Here is a 21887-nt window from a genome sequence, read left to right on the forward strand (position 1 = left end):
GGGTGTTTTTTTATATTTGAATAAACAACAAATACATGTTCTATTCTTGCGTAGCCTGTTTTTCTATTAGCGCTTCTTTGTGGCTTACTCGATAAGCATTCAATGCCAATAAACTGCCCAATAACATCACAATTGCTAACGCTAATTTAGGTTGTACTGGTGAAGCCAGTGCTGTTAAACCAAAAGCAGCCCCTCCAGCCATTTGAATAAAGCCCACTAATGCAGAGGCAATACCTGCCGTTTGTGAATAAGGTTCAAGAGCATAACTTGTCGCAGGCCCCATAATAAAAGCAAGGCCAGCACAAGCACTTGCCACAGGCAGCATATAAATCAGCCAATGATTTTGTATTTCAGCAGGGATAAATATCAAGCTACCTAACAAACTCACACAGCCTAATCCCATTAACCCGCTCCCTAAGATCAAACAAATAGGTCTACCAACACGGTGAATAACGCGGTTTGCATAAAAACTGACAAACATTATCCAAAAACCATTTACACCGAAAACAATAGAAAAAATCAGTGCTGATAATTTTGCATCATTCATTAATACAATTGGGGCAAATGACACATAGGTTAATGCCATTCCCATAGTGCCTGCATTCACTAAAGCAAAAGTTAAAAAACGTTTACTACATAAAATTTCAAGGTATGTTTTACCTAAATTTTGTTTTGATTGAGCTGTATTTTCAGGCTTTGTTTCTGGTAAAAAACGAGTGATCAAGATTAATACAAGCACTGAATAGAAAATTAAGAACCCGAAAGGTGCACGCCATCCCCAATATTCAGCCAATAATCCACCTAATAGCGGCGCCAATGCAGGGATAATATTTAACGTGCCATTTAAAAAACCGAAAACGCGAGCGGCTTCATTACCATTAAAACAGTCACGAACGCAGGTAAAGGCCACAACGGAAGTACAGCACACCGCTGAAGCTTGTAATAATCGTGAAATAATAAAAAGCGTTGAATCTGTCGAAATCGTTGCAATGATAGAACCCACAATATAGATAAGGATCCCAGCGATAGCGATTGGTTTACGACCGAACTTATCCACCAAAGGCCCCGATATAAGTTGCCCTACACCTAAGACTAAAATAAATAAAGCAATAGTAGATTGAATAAGGGATACGCTACTCCCTAAATCTTGAGCAATCGCAGGTATTGTCGGTAAATAGAGATCGATCCCCAAAGGCCCCAATAACACCATCACTAATAACAACGCTTTTAAATTCTGCATAAAATAGAATGCCCATCTAATAAAAAAGAAAACGCCCGATGTTATACATCGAGCGTTAAATACTGATTTATACTAACACTCAATCTCTATTTTGTAATAAATATCTTAGCTGTCTTGTAATACCAATAACGTAAGGACTTCATAGTGAGAAGTATGAGGAAACATATCAAACAACTGCACTCTATCTATTCGATAGTGAGAAAGTTGCTGAATATCTTTTGCCATCGTTTGAGCATTACAACTTGAATAAAGGATAAAGCGAGGTTTCATTTTATTGAGATAACCGCACAATGCCTCACCAATACCTCTCCTTGGTGGATTAACAAGCACTAATTCAGGAACAGACTCTTTAGCTAACGCATAACCGGTTGAATCTAATGCTTGAAACTCGACATGCTCTAACCCTAACTCCTGAGCTGATAAACGTGCACATTCAATAGCTTCAGGGCTAATTTCAATACCTGTTAATTGGGTTGATTTATCTGCACAATGCAACCCAAAGCCCCCTGATCCACAAAACATATCCCACAAATGTGTGATATTTAATTCTCTTACCCAAAGACCTGCTGTGGCATAAAGTGATGAAGCTACCGCTGGATTAGTTTGAAAAAAACCTCTAGGCCGAATATGCAATGGAATTTGGTTAAATGATTCATCTAAGAACGTTTTTTCTGTAAGAATAATTTCTTGTTCACCTTCCAAAATAGCCATATGCACAGGTTGAATATTAACGGAGATAACCGCTAATTGAGGCAATTGCTCTTGTAACCAAGGAAGTGCTTTACGAAGTTGTTCTAGTTTTTTTTCTGAACGCAAAACAAAGCGCAACATCATGGTGCTATTACTTCGGCTCTCAGTTAATAAAATAAACTTGAGTTCACCACGACGGCGTTCTATGTCGTAAGGTACTAGCCCTGCTTTTGCAATAAATGTTTTCAGAATAGAAAACACGGGTTCAAAAGAAGCTGAATACAGTGGACATTCGCATAAATCGACAGCGACACCTTCTTGAGTTTTTAAGCCCAAGACGGGTCTTTCAACACTCCCGCTGACTACCATCTTTGCTTTATTACGAAACTGCGCTTGTTGGCTTTCAACTGGCGCTAATTTATCAAAAGCATAATCTTCTGGAAGTAATGCTAATAAGTTGTGCTGTTTTTTCTTGATTTGTTCAGGATAAGCAAGAGAAAGCCATTCACAAGAATGACATTCACCCGCACTAAATCGTGCGCATTGCATAAGATTTTGTGACCGTTATGGAGATTAATATTAATGTACAGTATAGGAGGAGTCAGTTGATGCGCTATTTATCTCAACATCTTCGTCTTCATCTTCTTCTTCGTTTTCACTTTCTTGTTTTTCACCATACAAGAAACCGTTATTAAAAATTTCGCTAACGACTTCAGCAGATTGCTCTTCTGCTTTTTGTAAGAACAGATCGAATTGATTCAGTGAGACACCTGCAGCAACCGGAAATGATTGGCAAAAAACTAATTTTGGTAAGTTCTCATCGCTAATTTCTAGAAATGTTTTAATAAATAAAGAGCTTGCATTAATTTGGCTTAGATTTGCCATTAATGGCACTATTGCTGACGGCTTTAGCTCAGCGATAGCCGTAAATACAAGTACATCCTCAAGAATATCAATTTTGGCATCAAAAATACCACTGATATATTGAAGATGCGGTAAATGTAACGCCTGACAAGAGTCACATTCATAGTAAGCAATCTGTAGTTCATCAAGCCAAGACTTTAGCTGATCCAGATCGGTAGTCACAACAGCGTTCATTCAAATAACCTTTACGCGCAAAAAAAAGAGTGCCAATTGGCATTGATGCTATTTTGCCACTTTTTCTATCTTGAAGGCACTAATAAATAGAAAAACTAAGAAAATTAAGCCAATTTACATATTGGATTTTCTTAGTTTCTAATACATTTTTGAGAAAAAACAGTTAACTATTCTTCGTTATTCTCTTTTTTCTTTTTATTCTTTGTGGAGTTATGATCAATCCCTAAAAAAGTTAATCGATAAATAGCACGCCATACAATATGGATAGCAGGCGGGATCATGCAGATAACGCCTAAAACAACTAGCGTTAATTGTCCTGTATACGTTCCTAGCCACTGCGGAGAGGTCATATATTGGTTGATATAAAGATAAGCAACCACTAATAAAATAATACCGATTATCTCAATGATGATAATGGGTTTTGGCATATCTGACAGTGATTTCATATCTTGATTTGAAGGCTTTTCCATTGTTTCTCCGCTAAATGCTGTGTCACAGTCCTATCTCATTATTCGGCAAATTGGTATAATTTATCACACTAAAAGGCAATAACTGTTTTTGTTTAGCCTAATAAAAGGGCATAGTAACAACCAATAGAAACTATTATGCCTGAATTTTATTTCCTCAATAAGGAGTGTCGTATGTTTGTTGTCATTTTTGGTCGCCCTGGTTGCCCATATTGTGTTCGTGCAAAACAACTGGCTGAAACTTTGTCTGAAAAACGTGACGATTTCGATTTCCGCTATGTAGATATTCAAGCTGAAGGAATTACAAAAGCTGATTTATCTAAAACTGTCGGTAAACCTGTTGAAACTGTGCCACAAATTTTTATTGATGAAAAACACATTGGTGGTTGCACAGATTTTGAAGCTTATGCTAAAGAAAATTTAGGCATCTACAACTAATTCAAAAGCGCTAAAACAGTTTATTTATCAATATGTTTTAGCGCGTTCTCTTTTTTTACCCCTCATCTTTTCTTTATCTTTCCTCTCTTTCTAAAAAAAAATCTATTTTTTTTCATTAGTCAGCGAACTTTCTTTCTAACTCGGAGTCTGAATTAGTGCCACTGCTTTTCTTTGATGTCCCCAAATATTGAGGAGCCCGATAGTTTCAACCCTTTTGGTGAAATAACTGTCGGGTTTTTTATTGTCTGAGATCTAGTAACTCTCACCTTGCAAGGTTACGATAATACGACGGCTACCGCCGTGATTTCGATGTTCACCAAGATAAATCCCTTGCCAAGTCCCTAAATTCAACTCACCTTGACTAATAGGAACAGTAACACTTTGTCCAAGTAAGCTGCTTTTAATATGCGCAGGCATATCATCGCTGCCTTCATAGGTGTGAAGGTAGTAATCCTCGTCCTCTTTTACGTTTTGATTAAAGAAGCATTCAAAGTCACTTCGCACTGTTGGGTCCGCATTTTCATTAATCGTTAATGAAGCCGATGTATGTTGAATAAAAAAATGAGCAATTCCGATTTTATATTGTCTTAGCTCTGGTAATTCTTGAATCAATGCTTGTGTAATTAAGTGAAATCCTCTTGGCCTTGCATTAAGGACAATATTTTTCTGGAACCACATAAAGTTATACCTCGTTGAAGATAAGAAGAAAGAACGATGTGAGAGCAATAACATAAGCACAATACTCTTTTTAAGAGTGCTTTAGCTCAGTTAGATATAAAACTGACAAATCTTTTAAAAAAAGCACAATTAAATAAGAAAAAAACACTTTACCCCTATTACTCCCTCATTTACCCTTAAAAACTTGCGTATTATGTATCATAAACATCGCTTATCAGTACGACATGTATGGAGCCTACTTTGCTGGAACAATTCAATTTAGCCGTATTTTCAATGATGAATGCAACACCTGCGGCATCTCCTTTAGAAATCGGTACGGCGATAGTTATTGCTAAGTACCTTGTCTATCTTTTTCCGTTATCTTTAGTGTTCTATTGGTTATGGGGTAATGAAAAACATCTTAGTCAGCAAAGAACATTAGTCTGCAAAGCTGCCGTCTCTTTAGGTATTGCACTTTCTATCTCTTGGATGATTGGTGCAATTGCGCCTCATGAACGCCCTTTTGCAGCTAACATTGGTTACAACTTTCTAGACCATGATGCGACACCTTCATTCCCAAGTAACCATGGTACGTTTGTTTTCACCATTGCTTTAGCTTATCTCTTTTGGCATAACAGCAAACGTATTGGCTATATTATGCTCGGTTTAGGACTTGCTATTGCTTGGGCGCGTATCTATCTTGGCGTGCATTGGCCAATCGATATGATTGGCGCTTTTATCGTTGCTCTACTTTCTTGTGGCCTTTGCCAGATCTTCTGGCCTAAAGGTGGCAATATACTCCAAAAATGGGTACAACAACTCTATCAACTCTGTTTTGCCTACCCTATTCGTAAAGGTTGGACAAAGGCCTAACCTTTCTAATACCGAAAAAGACCACATTTATTGTGGTCTTTTTTATATTTAACTTAAGTAACATTGCCCTTCAATATATTAATATATAAATAAAAATATTTTCTATTATTATATTATTTATCCAAAAATAAATATGTTGTTATTTTAATCAAAATGAAACTTTTATATTCGTTATATAACAACCTACCAAACTCATTTATTAACAAATTCACTGTCGTATTTATAAACAATATTCTACTTATAAACGAAATATAGCTATATTCATTTCATAAAATAAAAGAAATTCATTAATAAATAATCATATTGCATAATTTCTATATTCTTTCGTCTACTTTTAAACATTAATTAAAGAAAATTATTTATTGTTTTATTTCAATAAGATATATAGTTAATACAATGTTTTAATTGTAAACAAAAATAACCTAATTGATTTTAATCATTTATTCTCCAGATAATAAAAACATCTAAAAATAATCATTAATATATGAACATTTTAGTATTTAGCTTTATTTTACGTTGATTTTAAAATTGGAAAATTATTTCAAAATGTTTTAAAAACCCCACCTAAAAACACAAAATATAAAAAATGTTACATTTTTAGGTTTTTTAGTTATATTTAGCATTTGAGATGGTGATCACGGTAGTTTATCCTGAAAAACACTATATTCTGCACCTCTTAAGTCTGGATATAAACTTATTGAATATTTTTTCAAATTTTGAAAGAGTCTAATTCTTTTGAAATTTAAAGATTTTTGTATGTGGTAATTGAAGATATTGAGATAACACCAGGTACTCAATGCGCTCATTTATTCATAATTAAATTTATGCCGTGATTATTTCTAAAAAGGAATACAATCACGCTCTTATTTTTATTCATTATTTTTTTACCGCGTTATTTCGGAGAGTATTATGGATACAACCAAAGTTGGTTCTATCGCGTCAGGTAACACCCAAGGTGATTACAAAGCATGGCGTAAGTCAGATACAGTATGGATGTTAGGTTTATACGGTACGGCTATCGGTGCTGGCGTTCTATTTTTACCTATCAACGCAGGGATTGGTGGTTTAATTCCTCTGTTGATCATGTTAGTACTTGCATTCCCAATGACCTTCTTTGCACACCGTGGTATGTGCCGCTTTGTGTTATCAGGTAAAAACCCAGGTGAAGATATCACTGAAGTTGTTGAAGAACACTTTGGTAAAACAGCAGGTAAATTAATCACTCTGCTCTATTTCTTCGCAATTTATCCTATTCTATTGGTTTATAGTGTTGCTATCACCAATACAGTAGAAAGCTTTATTGTGAACCAAATGCACATGGCTGCACCACCTCGTGCAATTTTATCGCTGGTACTTATTGTTGGTATCATGTCGATTATTCGCTTTGGTGAACAAGCTATCGTTAAAGCAATGAGTGTTTTAGTATTCCCATTTGTTGCAGTTCTAATGATCTTAGCTCTGTATCTCATCCCTGAGTGGAATGGTGCAGTTCTTGATACTCTCTCTTTTGATCACGCAACAACATCAGGTATGGGTCAAGGTCTATTAGTAACCTTATGGTTAGCTATCCCTGTAATGGTGTTCTCTTTTAACCACTCTCCAATCATCTCTGCGTTTGCGGTTGCAAAACGTGAAGAATACGGTGAAAACGCTGAGAAAAAATGTTCACGCATTTTAGCTTATGCACACATCATGATGGTTATCACTGTAATGTTCTTCGTGTTTAGCTGTGTATTTAGCTTAACACCAGAAAACTTAGCAGAAGCAAAAGCACAGAACATCAGTATCCTGTCTTACCTTGCTAACCATTTTGAAGCACCGATTATCGCTTATATTGCTCCATTTATTGCTTTCGTTGCGATTACTAAATCTTTCTTAGGTCACTACTTAGGTGCTCGTGAAGGTTTCAACGGTTTAATCATCAAATCACTGCGTGAAAAAGGTAAAACAATCGAGAAAGATCGTTTAAACAAAATCACTGCACTGTTTATGCTGGTTACAACTTGGATTGTTGCAACATTAAACCCAAGCATTTTAGGTATGATTGAAACATTAGGTGGCCCAGTTATCGCAATGTTACTGTTCCTGATGCCAATGTATGCAATCCGTAAAGTACCAGCGATGAAAAAATATGAAGGCCATATCAGCAACGTATTTGTTGTAATTATGGGTCTTATCGCAATCTCAGCTGTTTTCTATAGCTTAGTTAACTCTTTCATGAGCTAATAAGACATCTAGTGGCTACTTTCTTAACCGGAAGTAGCCACTACAGCTTTAGATTTAAAAACTGACACTTAACACTCTAATAATCACACAGTTGCGCCTTTAAATTAATTAGGGAGGCGAATATTATGGTTAGCGTCTTTGATATTTTTAAAATTGGTATCGGTCCTTCAAGCTCACACACTGTAGGTCCAATGAAAGCAGGTAAAGAATTCGTTGATTTACTTGCTGAAAAAAATCTCCTCTCTTCTGCTTCCCGCGTTATCGTTGATGTTTATGGCTCTTTATCTTTAACAGGTAAAGGTCACGCAACTGATATTGCTATTATTATGGGACTAGCAGGAAATTTACCTGATACTGTCGATATTGATTCTATCGCCCCGTTTATCAAACAAGTAGAAACAACGGGTCGCTTAATGCTGGCAAATGGCATAAAAGAAGTCGATTTTCCGGTTGAAGGCGGTATGAATTTTCATAACACCAATCTGCCCCTCCATGAAAATGGCATGACCATCACCGCTTATAACGGTGAACAGGTTTTATTGAAGAAAACCTATTATTCAATTGGTGGCGGTTTTATTGTTGATGAAGAGCATTTTGGTCAACCTGAAGAAAATACGGTTCAAGTTCCTTATCCTTATCAATATGCGGCTGATTTACGTCGCCATTGCAAAGAGACTGGGCTTTCTTTATCTGCATTAGTGATGCAAAACGAATTAGCATTACGCAGTAAAGAAGAGATTTCAGCTCATTTCGCGGCTGTTTGGGAAGTGATGAAGTCAGGTATTGAGCGCGGTGTAAATACCGAAGGCTTATTACCGGGGCCTTTACGCGTACCTCGCCGCGCTTCTGCATTACGCCGTATGTTAGTAACCGAAGATAAAACCACAACCGATCCAATGACAGTTGTTGATTGGATTAACATGTTTGCCCTTGCCGTAAATGAAGAAAATGCGGCTGGTGGACGTGTTGTAACAGCACCAACAAACGGTGCTTGTGGCATTATTCCAGCAGTGTTGTCTTACTATGATAAATTTATTCGTCCTGTGAATGAAAACTCTTACACCCGCTTTTTCTTAGTTGCTGGTGTAATTGGTTCACTTTACAAAATGAATGCATCTATCTCAGGTGCTGAAGTGGGTTGTCAAGGTGAAGTCGGTGTTGCTTGCTCAATGGCAGCAGGCGCATTAACTGAACTTTTAGGCGGTAGCCCAGAACAAGTTTGTATTGCGGCAGAAATTGCGATGGAGCATAACTTAGGACTTACCTGTGACCCAGTGGCAGGGCAAGTACAAGTTCCTTGTATTGAACGTAATGCTATCGCAGCCGTACAAGCCGTAAACTCATCTCGTATGGCTTTACGTCGTGTCAGTGATCCTCGTATTTGTTTAGATAAAGTCATTGAAACAATGTACGAAACAGGTAAAGACATTAACGCTAAATATCGTGAAACCTCTCAAGGCGGATTAGCCATTAAAATTTCTTGTGACTAAACCTGAGAGTCTCAGTACAGATATTTATGATAGATAAGGCGCTGATATCAGCGCCTTTTTTGTTTATTAATATCAATCTCAATACCCTTCTTTATTAATATCATCTTTTTTGTATGAGATTAAATTGTCATCCTTAGTTAAACTATGTTTTTTTCAAAAAAGCAAAACATCACTCAATAGTGATAATTTAAAGAAAAAGTAGGAGCTAACAACAAAAATTATTTAAATGGCATGACGATGAACGCGCTATCTAAAGTAAATAACTACAAATTAATCAATCTATTGGCCATATTTAGATTATTGTCTAAAGTTGATAAGTAAAGATCACTAGAGACATTAATAAGCGGGATAAAAAGAGAACTAAAATGAAATCAGATATTCAAATCTCCCAAGAAGCACACCTCTTACCTATTCAGGACATTGCTAAAAATTTAAATATTGATCAAGACGATATCGAGTTTTATGGCAAATACAAAGCCAAATTTAGCCACAGTATTTGGTCAAAAGTTACAACAAAAAAGCCCGGAAAGTTAGTTTTAGTTACTGCCATTAACCCAACACCTGCTGGTGAAGGTAAAACAACAGTCACTGTTGGATTAGGGCAAGCACTTAATCATCTTGGAAAGAATGCCATTATTGCGCTTCGTGAACCCTCTTTAGGTCCTTGCTTTGGTATTAAAGGTGGTGCAACGGGAGGTGGTTATTCGCAAGTCGTTCCAATGGAAGATCTCAATCTTCATTTTACTGGCGATTTTCATGCTATAACCTCTGCCAATAACTTACTTGCAGCCATGCTTGATAATTCAATTTATCAAGGCAACCCTTTAAATATCGATCCTAAAAAAATCGTGTTTAAACGTTGTATGGATATGAACGATCGCACTTTACGTAATATTGTTGTGGGATTAGGTGGCGAAAAAGACGGTATAACAAGAGAAGATAATTTTGTTATTACTGTTGCTTCTGAAATTATGTCTATCCTATGTTTGGCGATGGATATTGATGATTTAAAACAGAGACTTTCTCGCATCATTGTTGCCTATTCTTATAATGGTGATCCTATTACAGCTAGCGATCTGCAAGCTGTTGGAGCAATGGCAAGTTTATTAAAAGATGCAATTAATCCTAATTTAGTACAAACACTTGAAAATACGCCAGCCATTATTCATGGAGGCCCTTTCGCTAATATTGCTCATGGATGCAATAGCGTAAGAGCAACAAAACTGGCTCTTCAACTTGCAGATATTACCGTGACAGAAGCCGGTTTTGGTGCTGACTTAGGTGCTGAAAAATTCTTTGATATAAAATGTCGGATCAGTGGATTACGCCCTGATTGTGCCGTCATTGTTGTAACCACTAAAGCGCTAAAATATAACGGTGGTTTAGGTAAAGGCGAATGGAACAATGAAGATTTAGTTGCCCTTGAAAAAGGGATTGTAAATCTTGAAAAGCACATTGAAAATCTTAAAAAATATGGCTTACCGGTAATTGTCTCTCTTAACGCTTATGTCACTGATAGTATTGCAGAGCACCAGTTTATCGAACAATTTTGCCAAGATAGAGATTGCCGATTTGCAATTACCAAAGTGTGGGAAAAAGGAGGCGAAGGCGGTATTGAATTAGCTAAGCAAGTGATTGATACACTTGAAAATGAACAGAGCCAATTTCAATTAATTTATCCTAATGATATCTCACTTAGCCAAAAAATCGATATCGTTGCCAAAGAAATTTATGGGGCAAATAGTGTGAGCTATAGCCAACATGCTAGCAAAATGTTGGAAAAGATAGAAAGTATGGGTTTTGCTCACTTTCCTGTCTGTATGGCAAAAACACAATATTCACTCTCCGATGACCCCACGTTATTAGGCCGCCCTACTGATTTTACAATCAACGTTCGTGAAGTATATGTTTCTGCGGGTGCTGGTTTTGTTGTCGCTTTAACAGGTTCTATCACAACAATGCCTGGGTTACCGAAAACCCCTGCTGCTATATCTGTGAATGTTGATAATCAAGGTAAAATCGATGGGCTTATTTAAGTTTTAAACTAGAAATATTCCCTTACTTTATTGAATATAAAAAATCCGTAATCATTAAATAATTACGGATTTTTTCTATAAAAATAACAGCTAGTCTTTCTTTTTGGGTGAAAAACTCAGTAACGCTTTGATAGAACCATTATTATGTATTAGCCAAAAATAGCATTAAACCAACCAGATACTGTTTTAACAACAAAATCCCAGATACGACTAAAGATCCCACCTTCTTCAACCGCTTCTTTTACAACCAATGGGCGCTGTTCAATCACTTCATCATTTAATAAGAAGTTAACTGTACCAACAACCTGATTTTGAGTTAACGGCGCTTCTAATACAGGATTGGTTAAAGTAAAAGAGGCTTTCAGGTTTTTCAATTCACCTTTAGGAATAGTAATTGAGGCATCATTAGCAACCCCTAACGCCACTTCACCTTTATCGCCGTACCATACTTTTTGCGTTGTCAGTGGTGTATCTGCTCTTACTGGTGTTACCGTTTCAAAAAAGCGGAAGCCCCAACCTAATAATTTTTCACTTTCAGCAAAACGCACTTTATCTGATGGCGTTCCTAAAACAACCGCAATTAAGCGCATATCACCTTCAGTTGCTGAAGAAACAAGATTGTATCCTGCTCCATTGGTGTGACCTGTTTTCACACCATCGACATTCATATTCTTATTCCACAATAAACGGTTACGATTTGGCTGACGAATATTGTTGAATGTAAATTCTTTTTCTTTATGAATTTCATACTCTGAAGGTACATCGCGGATCATGGCAGCTGTAAGTAATGCCATATCTTGTGCAGTGGTATATTGTCCCTCAGAATCTAACCCATGAACGGTTTTAAAGTGCGTGTTTTTTAAGCCGAGATTTTTAGCATAGGAATTCATTAAATCAACAAAGGTTTCCTGACTACCCGCAACATGTTCTGCTAATGCAATACTGGCATCATTACCAGATTGAATAACCATACCGCGATTTAAATCAATTACTTTGACCTGATCTCCCGGTTTCAAGAACATCAATGACGATCCCTTCAATACCGGATTTCCCGTTGCCCATGCATTACGCCCAACAATAACCATATCATCGGGTGACATACGCCCTTCTTTGATAGCTTGTCCAACAACATAGCTACTCATGATTTTTGTAAGACTGGCGGGATCTAAACGCTCATCAAGTTTTTCTGATGCCAGAATTTTTCCGCTGTTGTAATCCATTAGTACATAAGATTTTGCCTCTATTTGAGGAGGCACCGGATTATTTACCGCAAATGAAGGACTAGAAATAATTAGCAGTAAACCCATTCCCGCGGTAACCTTACCCAGAACAGATGGAATATTTTTTTTCATTACCGATCACCCTTTTATATCAATTTGTTAAAGCTTTCCTACTATATGGCTTTCTGGAATAAGACGCCAACATTGATATATAGAGATTTATCTTATATTCATATTTAGCGCCCTATAGAGGGAAATTTTATTACTTATCGTGGTTTAGGAGACCTTTATGTTAAAAGTCTGGGGTAGAAAAAACTCATCTAACGTTAAAAAAGTTCTTTGGTGTTTAAAGGAACTAAATGTTCCTTATGAACAAATCGATGTTGGAGGCCCTTTTGGTGGACTCAATGAAGCAAATTATTTAGCTATGAATCCCAACGCTTCAATTCCAACCTTACAAGATGATGACTTTGCTTTATGGGAGTCTAACACCATTATTCGTTATTTATGTGCAAAATATGAAAATAACACACTCTATCCCATTGATCCTAAACAACGAGCAAATGTAGAAAAATGGATGGATTGGTCAAATGGCAGCCTATTTGCTCCCATTCAACAAATGATGATCATGATTGTTCGTACACCTAAAGAGCAACAAAATCCTGAGATTGTTAACGCATTGAAAGAGAAGCTTAATAAATTAATTAAAATTGCTGACGACCAACTTGCAAAAACAACTTACTTTGCAGGAGATGAATTCTCTCTTGCTGATATAGCGATCGCACCATTGGTCTATCCATGGTTAGAAGTTTGCAAAGATAGACCACACTTTTCTCACATTGAGCGTTGGTTTGCACAATTAAGTGAAAGACCTATTTTCCGTGATATTGTGTTACTGCCTGTAAATTAATTTAATTCATTGGCATTTTGTCGGGATCTGGATAATGGTAATGAAATCCAAGATCTCGACAGATCTCCTGACCATCAATCTCTCGTATTAAAGGTTTCTCTTCCTCAGCAAATTCTGGCGGAATAAGTTTGAGTTGATTTGACACTCTTGAGTAAAAATCTTTCTTTTTAGGGTGAATGGGGGCACATAAATTATATAAATGGCCACCTTCATTCTGCGCAAGAAGTTGTTCGACAGCAAAAATCACATCATCCAAGTGGACTAAATTAACGCATTGATGGGCGCCTTTGACCTGTTTTTTACCTGATAAAAAACGTCCTGCATGACGACCCGGCCCGACTAATCCGGCTAATCGAAGAATATCAACCGTGGTCAATGGTAAACGATGTAGCCAATTCTCAACTTCTGCTAACATTTTTGCTGATTGTGTTTCTGGGCGAATATCCATTTCTTCTGTGATATTACCTGTTTGATTGCCATATACAGAAGTCGAGCTAATGTAAATGACTCTCGTAACATGGCGAGACATTGCACTATCCACTAGCGTTTGAATGGCTTCAACATAATCATAACCACCACCAGCCGCACTTGGCGGTAACGTGATAATCAGGACGTCCGTTTCCATTAAGTAATCAAAATCATCTCTATCACATTCAATTGCGGGTGTTAAATTCACTAAACAGCAGTCAACGCCACTCATTCTTGCTGCTTCTACGCCATCTTCGGTGGTTTTAGTCCCTTTAACTTGATAGCCTGCATCACGCAACGCAGCGGCAAGTGGTAAACCTAACCAACCTAATCCTACGATGGTTATTCGTTTCATTTTGCTCCCCTACTTAAATGGCTTAGTCAAAGTATGCTATAAAATTTTCGTTTCGCCATTACTTATAAATACTACTTATATTTCGTGAACGTTTAGCATCTCCCTATATACTCGCCTACTTGTTCCATTAAGTAAATAAGAGAAATATTAAAATTACATTAAAAACAAAAGGTTACAAAATAATTAAATTATTATTAAAAAATAGGTTGCTTTTTGCTTTGTAAATCATGTAGGTTGAAAGGCAGACAAATTCTAAATGCAGGTTACTAAATACAAATTAACAGTAACGGGCATTATTAAATAACAAATAGTGTTATTAGCTAGGAAAATAATTATGTATAGCATTCAACTAAACCACCATCATCACCATCACCCTGACTAGTCTTTCAGGCGATGAGTGCTGGAAGACGTTTAAGAAACGCTTCCGGTGGTCTGAATGCAGATAACAACTAAAACCCCGGAAGGCAACTTCCGGGGTTTTTTTATAGCTAATTTTCATCACAAAAATATGGACAATGATAGGGTAATATTATGTTAGATAAAGCAAGATTAAGAATCGCAATGCAAAAATCGGGACGTTTAAGCGATGATTCTCGTGCTCTTTTAGCACGTTGTGGCATCAAAATTAACTTAAATCAACAGCGCCTGATTGCTTACGCTGAAAATATGCCAATCGATATTTTACGTGTTAGAGATGACGATATTCCAGGATTAGTAATGGATGGCGTTGTTGATTTAGGGATCATCGGTGAAAACGTTTTAGAAGAAGAGTTATTAAAACGTCGTTCTCAAGGTGAAAACCCAAGTTACCTGACGCTACGTCGTCTCGATTTCGGTGGCTGCCGTTTATCTCTGGCAACCCCTGTCGATTTCGATTATCAAGGTGCGGAGTGTTTAAATAATACTCGTATCGCAACCTCCTATCCAAATCTACTCAAACGTTATTTAGACCAAAAAGGCATCAAGTTTAAATCGTGTTTATTAAATGGCTCTGTTGAAGTAGCCCCTCGTGCAGGCCTTGCTGACTCTATCTGTGACTTAGTTTCTACTGGTGCAACATTAGAAGCGAATGGATTAAAAGAAGTTGAAATAATTTATCGCTCAAAAGCGTGCTTGATCCAACGTGATGGTGAAATGGAAGCTGATAAACAAGCACTTATCGACCGTTTATTAACCCGCATTCAAGGCGTTATTCAAGCTAGAGAATCAAAATACATAATGTTACACGCCCCAAGTGATTGCCTTGATGATGTAATTGCATTACTTCCGGGAGCTGAAAGGCCGACTATTTTACCTCTGGCAGGTGACCAAAATCGCGTTGCAATGCACATGGTAAGTAGCGAAACCCTATTCTGGGAAACAATGGAAAAGCTTAAAGCATTAGGTGCAAGTTCTATTCTTGTTTTACCAATTGAAAAAATGATGGAATAAGGTGAAATGATGAAAACGGGTTTTAATACATTAACTTACTGGAATAAATGCACTAAAGAACAGCAACAAGTGCTATTAACTCGCCCTGCTATTTCTGCCTCAGGTTCAATTACAGAACAAGTTGCTAGCATCATTTCACAGGTACGCAATGATGGGGATAAAGCGCTTAAAGCACTTAGCCAAAAATTCGATAAGGCAGCGCCGGAAAGTGTTTTGGTGTCAAAATCGCAAATTGATGAAGCGTCATCAAGACTTGATAGCAAAATAAAACAAGCGATAGCACAAGCGATGAATAATATTCGTCGCTTTCATGAGGCGCAAATTCCTAACACTATCAACGTGGAAACGCAGCCCGGTGTATTTTGTCAGCAAGTCAGTAGACCCATTGATGCAGTAGGGCTTTATATTCCCGGAGGTTCGGCACCATTGCTTTCAACAGTAATGATGTTAGGTATTCCAGCCCGTATTGCTGGTTGTCGCAAAGTTATTCTTTGCTCACCGCCCCCTATTGCTGATGAAATTTTATATATTGCTCAACAAATTGGTATTGATGAAATCTTCCAAGTCGGTGGCGCGCAGGCGATTGCAGCCATGGCTTTTGGTACGGAATCTATTCCTAAAGTTGATAAAATTTTTGGCCCCGGTAATGCTTATGTAACTGAAGCAAAGCGCCAAGCAAGTCAATCGCTACAAGGTGCTGCAATCGATATGCCAGCAGGACCTTCTGAAGTACTAGTGATTGCTGATGCAGATGCAAATCCTGCATTTATTGCAGCTGACTTACTTTCACAAGCTGAACATGGCCCTGATTCACAGGTTGTATTATTAACACCGGATGAAACACTCGCCAAAGCCGTTATAGCTGAAACTGAAACACAACTGGCACTATTAAGCCGTGCTGAAATCGCGAAACAAGCACTTGCAGAAAGCCGTGTCATTATTACTCGTGATCTCGACCAGTGTATTGAAATCAGTAACAGCTATGGCCCAGAACACTTAATTATTCAAACCAATGATGCTGATGCTCGTGTTGATAGCATTACCAGTGCTGGCTCTATTTTTCTTGGTGCTTGGTCGCCTGAATCAGCAGGAGATTATGCTTCTGGTACTAATCACGTTCTGCCGACTTATGGCTATACAGCAACCTACTCAAGCTTAGGCTTAGCTGATTTTATGAAACGTATGACAGTACAGAAACTCACCGCACAGGGTTTATCTGATTTAGCACAGACCATTGAAATATTAGCGCAAGCAGAACAACTCACTGCACACAAAAATGCTGTCACACTTCGCGTTAACGCTTTAGCTCAGGGGAAAAAGAGTGATGAAAACTGAATTTGATATCAATACACTTGCAAGAAAAAATGTACGTGAATTAACACCTTATCAGTCTGCTCGACGCTTAGGGGGAAATGGCTCTGTTTGGTTAAATGCAAATGAATACCCTATCGCACCAGACTTTACTTTTAATGAAAAAAACTTAAACCGTTACCCTGAATGTCAGCCTGTTAACGTCATTAATCGTTACGCAAAATATGCAGGTGTAGAGACTAATCAAGTCTTAGTGAGCCGTGGCGCAGATGAGGCGATTGAGCTACTTATTCGTGCTTTTTGTGAGCCGGGTAAAGACGCTGTGCTTTATTGCCCACCGACATATGGAATGTATAGTGTCAGTGCTGAAACCTTCGGTATAGAACAGCGTGTTGTTCCTGCGCTTGCTGATTGGAGTCCAGATGTCAAAGCCATCGCATCACAGCTTGATAATGTAAAACTTATCTATCTGTGCAGTCCTAACAACCCGACAGGAAATCTTGTTGATCCTTCGCTTATTCGTGATGTATTAGCGTTGGCTAAAGACAAAGCCATTGTTGCGGTAGATGAAGCCTATATTGAATTTTGCCCACAAGCATCAATTGTTTCATGGCTTGAAGATTATCCGAATTTAGTTATTTTGCGAACCTTATCGAAAGCTTTTGCTTTAGCAGGGCTTCGTTGTGGCTTTACGCTTGCCAATCCACCAGTCATTGAATTATTACTAAAAGTGATCGCACCATACCCGCTTTCAACACCTGTTGCAGATATTGCTGCACAAGCATTAACAGATGCAGGTATTGAGATAATGAAAAAACGGGTGGCAGAAATTTCACGTAGCAGAGCTATTTTATCGAATTCGTTAAAAAAACTACCTAATGTTGAACAGGTTTATAACAGTGAAACCAACTATATTTTAGTGAAATTCACTGATGCGACTCTAGTTTTCCGTACTTTATGGGAACAAGGGATTATTTTACGCGATCAACAGCGTCAATATGGGCTTAATGGCTGTTTGCGTATTTCTATCGGTACCGCTGAAGAATGTGATAGCGTGATTAATGCCATAAAAAATATTCAAACTGCAAACGTATAAAATATTAAAAACGATAACAACAAAAAATCGCAACTGAGGGATCTCAACCATGAGCCAAAAAATTCTTTTTATTGACCGTGATGGTACTTTAATCACTGAGCCACCAACAGATTACCAAGTTGATAGACTTGATAAACTTGCCTTTGAAAATGGCGTGATCCCCGCACTTACTGCTCTGCAAAAAGCGGGTTATAAACTCATTATGATCACAAATCAGGACGGATTAGGCACAGAAAGTTTTCCTCAAGCAGATTTCGATCCGCCTCATAATTTAATGATGCAAATTTTTTCATCTCAAGGGATCTCATTTGATGATGTTTTAATTTGTCCTCATAAACCTGAAGACAACTGCCCTTGTCGCAAACCAGAAACAGGGCTTGTCACCCAGTATTTAGTTGATGGCGCACTAGATAAAAATAATAGCTATGTCATTGGCGATAGACAAACTGATATTCAGTTAGCTGAAAATATAGGTATCAAAGGCCTGCTTTATAATGCCAATGAGCTCAATTGGGCTGTTATCACAGAGCAGCTAACGAAAAAAGATCGCTATGCCCATGTTGAGCGAAAAACTAAAGAAACACAAATTGCGATCGATGTTTGGCTTGATCGTGAAGGTGATAGCCAGATCAGCACTGGTGTCGGTTTCTTTGATCACATGCTTGATCAAATTGCCACACACGGTGGCTTTCGTATGAACATCAACGTTAAAGGTGACTTAGTTATTGATGATCACCATACGGTAGAAGACACTGGCCTTGCTTTGGGTGAAGCATTACGTGAAGCATTAGGTGATAAACGAGGTATTGCTCGTTTCGGTTTTACATTACCAATGGATGAATGCCTAGCAAGCTGTGCGTTAGATATTTCTGGTCGTCCACATCTTGAATACAAAGCCGAATTTAAATATCAACGTGTCGGTGATTTAAGTACAGAGATGATTGAACACTTTTTCCGTTCACTCTCTTACACCATGGGATGCACATTACACCTGAAATCGAAAGGCAAAAACGATCACCACAAAGCTGAAAGCTTATTTAAAGTCTTTGGCCGTACATTACGCCAAGCCATTCGTGTCGAAGGCAATACATTACCAAGTTCAAAAGGTGTTCTGTGATGAAAGTGGTTATTCTTGATACGGGTTGTGCCAATTTAGCCTCTGTCGCTTACGCCGTTAAGCGACTCGGTTATGATCCCATTGTTTCCTATGAAAAAAATATTGTGCTATCTGCGGATAAACTCTTTTTACCCGGTGTAGGAACAGCTAAAGCCGCGATGGAACAACTCAAAGCACGCGAGCTAATTCCTCTAATTAAAGCGTTAACGCAACCTGTTTTAGGTATTTGTTTAGGAATGCAAATATTGGCTTCACTAAGCGAAGAAGGAAAAGGGATCCCTTTATTGGGTTTAGTTGATGGCACTATTGATAAACTTGATACAGCGGGATTGCCATTGCCTCATATGGGGTGGAACCAAGTGTTAGCAAAACCAGGACATCCTCTTTTTCGTGATCTGGGTGATGATGCTTGGTTCTATTTTGTTCATAGCTACGCTTTAGCACTCAATGAATCAACGATTGCTGAAACTGAATACGGCTCGCGTTTTAGTAGTGCAATTCAAAAAGATAATTTTTATGGAGTGCAATTTCACCCAGAGCGTTCAGGAAAAGCTGGTGCTCAACTTATCAAGAACTTTTTGGAGATGTAACCCGTTATGATTATTCCAGCATTAGATTTAATTGATGGAAAAGTAGTTCGTTTACATCAGGGTGATTATGCAAAACAGCGTGATTATGATGATAATCCACTGACTCGCTACCAACAATATGAGAAAGATGGCGCAAAATTACTTCACTTAGTGGATTTAACAGGCGCAAAAGATCCTTCAGCTCGCCAAATCCCGTTGTTAAAAGAGCTTGTTGCTTGTGTCACTGTGCCAGTACAAGTGGGTGGTGGCATTCGCACAGAAGATGATGTGAAATCACTACTCGATGCAGGGGCAAGTCGAGTTGTTATTGGCTCTACCGCAGTCAACCAACCTGACATCGTGAAAACATGGTTTGAGCGCTATGGTGCAGATGCCATTGTATTAGCTCTCGATGTTCGTATTGATAAACAAGGTAAAAAATGGGTGGCTGTCAGCGGTTGGCAAGAAAACTCACCCTATACACTTGAAGATATCATCGAGCTTTATCAAAGTGTGGGGTTAAAGCATGTATTGTGTACTGATATTTCTCGTGACGGCACATTAGCGGGTTCTAACGTCGAACTGTATAAAGAAATTACCCAGCGTTTTCCCGATATTTTATTCCAAGCATCGGGCGGTATTGGTGATCTACAAGATATCGCAGATCTTCCAGCATCAGGTGTTGCTGGTATTATTGTTGGTAGAGCATTATTAGAAGGTAAATTTACATTAAAAGAGGCGATATCATGTTGGCAAAACGCATAATTCCTTGTCTTGATGTCCGAGATGGACAAGTTGTTAAAGGTGTTCAATTTCGCAACCATGAAATCATCGGTGATATTGTTCCGCTTGCTGAACGCTATGCCAAAGAAGGTGCGGATGAACTGGTATTTTATGATATTACAGCATCTTCTGATGGTCGTGTTGTTGATAAAAGCTGGGTATCGCGTGTCGCTGAAGTGATTGATATTCCTTTTTGTGTTGCTGGTGGCATTCGCTCTGTTGAAGATGCAGGGAAAATTCTCTCATTTGGTGCAGATAAAATTTCGATTAACTCCCCTGCACTTTCCGATCCTTCACTGATATCTCGTTTAGCAGATCGCTACGGTGTGCAGTGTGTTGTTGTAGGTATTGACACTTGGTTCGATGAAAAAACCGGTGAATATTTAGTTTATCAATTCACTGGTGATGAAAAACGAACACAACAAACGCACTGGAAAACCCTCGATTGGGTACGTGAAGTTCAGCAACTTGGTGCCGGTGAAATTGTTTTAAATATGATGAACCAAGACGGCGTGAGACAAGGCTATGACCTAAAACAACTTGCTCTAGTACGCCAAGTTGCAGATGTTCCTATTATCGCATCAGGGGGAGCTGGCGAAATGTCACACTTTCTTGATGCATTTAAACTAGCCAATGTTGATGGCGCTCTTGCAGCCTCTGTTTTTCATAAACAAATAATTAATATCAACGAATTAAAACAGTATCTTGCAAAGAATGACGTTAAGGTAAGAATATAATGAATAATGAAACATTAGCGCAATTAGATTGGGAAAAAGTCGATAACCTCATGCCTGTGGTTATCCAAAATGCCATTTCAGGCGATGTATTAATGCTAGGTTATATGAATAAAGAAGCATTAAACGTCACTCTAGAAAGTGGAAATGTTACCTTCTATTCACGTACTAAACAGCGTTTATGGACAAAAGGTGAAACCTCTGGCAACTTCCTAAAATTAGTCAATATTTATCCTGACTGTGATAACGATACTTTACTTATTTTAGCTAACCCTATCGGCCCTACTTGCCATAACGGCACTGAAAGTTGTTTTGCTCCAGCACAAAGTCAATGGGGATTTCTCTATGAACTTGAGAATTTATTACGTGACCGCAAAAATGCCTCACCAGATAGCTCTTATACTGCCCGCCTTTATGCCAGTGGTACAAAACGTATAGCCCAAAAAGTGGGAGAAGAAGGTGTAGAAACCGCGTTAGCTGCCACTGTTAATGACCGAGAAGAGCTAAAGAATGAAGCCTCAGACTTGCTCTATCACTTAATGGTGCTATTGCAAGACCAATCATTATCACTCTCTGATGTAATAGGTTGCCTTCAAGAGCGCCATAAAAAAGCAGAATGATTTCTAGATAATTCCCCCCTCTAGAGCTACCAGACGAAAAAGCGATACATAAAAAAAG

The 21887-nt window shown here is 38.1% G+C and carries 21 protein-coding genes and 1 other annotated feature; of the genes, 14 read left to right on the forward strand and 7 right to left on the reverse strand.

The genetic code is table 11. From position 1 onward, the window contains the following. Positions 1–40 precede the first annotated feature (40 nt). The 4 genes from GTK47_RS15645 to GTK47_RS15660 all read right to left on the reverse strand — a co-directional run bounded on the left by GTK47_RS15645 (position 41) and on the right by GTK47_RS15660 (position 3498). A complete protein-coding gene (locus tag GTK47_RS15645) occupies positions 41–1240 on the reverse strand; it encodes a multidrug effflux MFS transporter (RefSeq protein WP_165124852.1) in 1200 nt (399 codons plus the stop codon). A 105-nt stretch (positions 1241–1345) separates the two neighbouring features. Beyond that, complete coding sequence (gene rlmC / locus GTK47_RS15650) at positions 1346–2479, reverse strand: 23S rRNA (uracil(747)-C(5))-methyltransferase RlmC (protein ID WP_165124855.1); 1134 nt, start codon at positions 2477–2479, stop codon at positions 1346–1348. Positions 2480–2509: 30 nt separating this feature from the next. Continuing rightward, the gene (locus GTK47_RS15655; RefSeq protein ID WP_165124858.1) at positions 2510–3028 is read right to left on the reverse strand and encodes a YbjN domain-containing protein; all 519 of its coding nucleotides are present in this window, start codon (positions 3026–3028) and stop codon (positions 2510–2512) included. Between the two features lie 167 nt (positions 3029–3195). Further along, a complete protein-coding gene (locus GTK47_RS15660) occupies positions 3196–3498 on the reverse strand; it encodes a YbjC family protein (RefSeq protein WP_165124861.1) in 303 nt (100 codons plus the stop codon). 171 nt (positions 3499–3669) lie between these two features. On the opposite strand from GTK47_RS15660, the gene GTK47_RS15665 reads away from it, so the two are divergent. Beyond that, entirely contained in the window at positions 3670–3933 is a 264-nt protein-coding gene (locus tag GTK47_RS15665) for a GrxA family glutaredoxin (protein WP_036912158.1), read from the forward strand. Between the two features lie 252 nt (positions 3934–4185). Here the strand turns inward: GTK47_RS15665 and GTK47_RS15670 are convergent, their stop codons facing one another. Next, positions 4186–4611 carry a secondary thiamine-phosphate synthase enzyme YjbQ gene (locus tag GTK47_RS15670; protein ID WP_165126693.1) on the reverse strand — a complete coding sequence of 142 codons (426 nt, stop codon included), beginning with the start codon at positions 4609–4611 and terminating at the stop codon, positions 4186–4188. Positions 4612–4851: 240 nt separating this feature from the next. Here GTK47_RS15670 and ybjG point away from each other — a divergent pair, with 240 nt between their 5' ends. From ybjG to GTK47_RS15690, 4 genes are all read left to right on the forward strand, one after another. Then, complete coding sequence (gene ybjG, locus GTK47_RS15675) at positions 4852–5463, forward strand: undecaprenyl-diphosphate phosphatase (RefSeq protein ID WP_165124864.1); 612 nt, start codon at positions 4852–4854, stop codon at positions 5461–5463. Between the two features lie 909 nt (positions 5464–6372). Continuing rightward, positions 6373–7689 carry an HAAAP family serine/threonine permease gene (locus tag GTK47_RS15680; protein WP_165124867.1) on the forward strand — a complete coding sequence of 439 codons (1317 nt, stop codon included), beginning with the start codon at positions 6373–6375 and terminating at the stop codon, positions 7687–7689. Positions 7690–7814: 125 nt separating this feature from the next. Next, the gene (locus tag GTK47_RS15685; RefSeq protein ID WP_165124870.1) at positions 7815–9179 is read left to right on the forward strand and encodes an L-serine ammonia-lyase; all 1365 of its coding nucleotides are present in this window, start codon (positions 7815–7817) and stop codon (positions 9177–9179) included. A gap of 365 nt (positions 9180–9544) precedes the next feature. Continuing rightward, positions 9545–11215 (forward strand): formate--tetrahydrofolate ligase, encoded by a 1671-nt coding sequence (locus GTK47_RS15690; protein WP_165124873.1) that lies wholly within the window; start codon positions 9545–9547, stop codon positions 11213–11215. A 149-nt stretch (positions 11216–11364) separates the two neighbouring features. On the opposite strand, the gene GTK47_RS15695 is transcribed toward GTK47_RS15690, so the two are convergent. After that, positions 11365–12567, reverse strand: coding sequence for a serine hydrolase (locus GTK47_RS15695; protein ID WP_165124876.1), 1203 nt, complete (start codon positions 12565–12567; stop codon positions 11365–11367). Positions 12568–12724: 157 nt separating this feature from the next. On the opposite strand from GTK47_RS15695, the gene GTK47_RS15700 reads away from it, so the two are divergent. Beyond that, positions 12725–13345, forward strand: a complete 621-nt coding sequence (locus GTK47_RS15700; protein ID WP_165124879.1) for a glutathione S-transferase — start codon at positions 12725–12727, stop codon at positions 13343–13345. 1 nt (position 13346) lies between these two features. Here the strand turns inward: GTK47_RS15700 and GTK47_RS15705 are convergent, their stop codons facing one another. Beyond that, entirely contained in the window at positions 13347–14168 is an 822-nt protein-coding gene (locus GTK47_RS15705) for an SDR family oxidoreductase (RefSeq protein ID WP_165124882.1), read from the reverse strand. Positions 14169–14525: 357 nt separating this feature from the next. Next, positions 14526–14655 (forward strand) — a sequence feature (His leader region). A gap of 44 nt (positions 14656–14699) precedes the next feature. On the opposite strand from GTK47_RS15705, the gene hisG reads away from it, so the two are divergent. The 8 genes from hisG to hisIE are packed head-to-tail and all read left to right on the forward strand — an operon-like array spanning position 14700 to position 21829. After that, positions 14700–15599 carry an ATP phosphoribosyltransferase gene (gene hisG, locus GTK47_RS15710; RefSeq protein WP_165124885.1) on the forward strand — a complete coding sequence of 300 codons (900 nt, stop codon included), beginning with the start codon at positions 14700–14702 and terminating at the stop codon, positions 15597–15599. A gap of 6 nt (positions 15600–15605) precedes the next feature. Continuing rightward, a complete protein-coding gene (gene hisD / locus GTK47_RS15715; RefSeq protein ID WP_165124888.1) occupies positions 15606–16934 on the forward strand; it encodes a histidinol dehydrogenase in 1329 nt (442 codons plus the stop codon). Beyond that, positions 16924–18006, forward strand: a complete 1083-nt coding sequence (hisC, locus tag GTK47_RS15720; protein ID WP_165126696.1) for a histidinol-phosphate transaminase — start codon at positions 16924–16926, stop codon at positions 18004–18006. Before hisD ends, hisC begins: the two co-directional genes overlap by 11 nt. A 49-nt stretch (positions 18007–18055) precedes the next feature. After that, positions 18056–19123: a bifunctional histidinol-phosphatase/imidazoleglycerol-phosphate dehydratase HisB gene (hisB, locus tag GTK47_RS15725; RefSeq protein ID WP_165124891.1), complete on the forward strand. Its 1068-nt coding sequence runs from the start codon at positions 18056–18058 to the stop codon at positions 19121–19123. Then, positions 19123–19713 (forward strand): imidazole glycerol phosphate synthase subunit HisH, encoded by a 591-nt coding sequence (gene hisH, locus GTK47_RS15730; RefSeq protein WP_165124894.1) that lies wholly within the window; start codon positions 19123–19125, stop codon positions 19711–19713. The genes hisB and hisH overlap by 1 nt, the downstream gene beginning before the upstream one ends. 6 nt (positions 19714–19719) lie before the next feature. Beyond that, positions 19720–20457 (forward strand): 1-(5-phosphoribosyl)-5-[(5-phosphoribosylamino)methylideneamino]imidazole-4-carboxamide isomerase, encoded by a 738-nt coding sequence (gene hisA / locus GTK47_RS15735; RefSeq protein WP_165124897.1) that lies wholly within the window; start codon positions 19720–19722, stop codon positions 20455–20457. After that, positions 20439–21212 (forward strand): imidazole glycerol phosphate synthase subunit HisF, encoded by a 774-nt coding sequence (hisF, locus tag GTK47_RS15740; protein WP_023581269.1) that lies wholly within the window; start codon positions 20439–20441, stop codon positions 21210–21212. Before hisA ends, hisF begins: the two co-directional genes overlap by 19 nt. After that, positions 21209–21829 (forward strand): bifunctional phosphoribosyl-AMP cyclohydrolase/phosphoribosyl-ATP diphosphatase HisIE, encoded by a 621-nt coding sequence (gene hisIE / locus GTK47_RS15745; protein ID WP_196556511.1) that lies wholly within the window; start codon positions 21209–21211, stop codon positions 21827–21829. Before hisF ends, hisIE begins: the two co-directional genes overlap by 4 nt. Positions 21830–21887: the final 58 nt, after the last annotated feature.

It is taken from the genome of Proteus sp. ZN5 (assembly GCF_011046025.1).
Taxonomy (GTDB): Bacteria; Pseudomonadota; Gammaproteobacteria; order Enterobacterales; family Enterobacteriaceae; genus Proteus.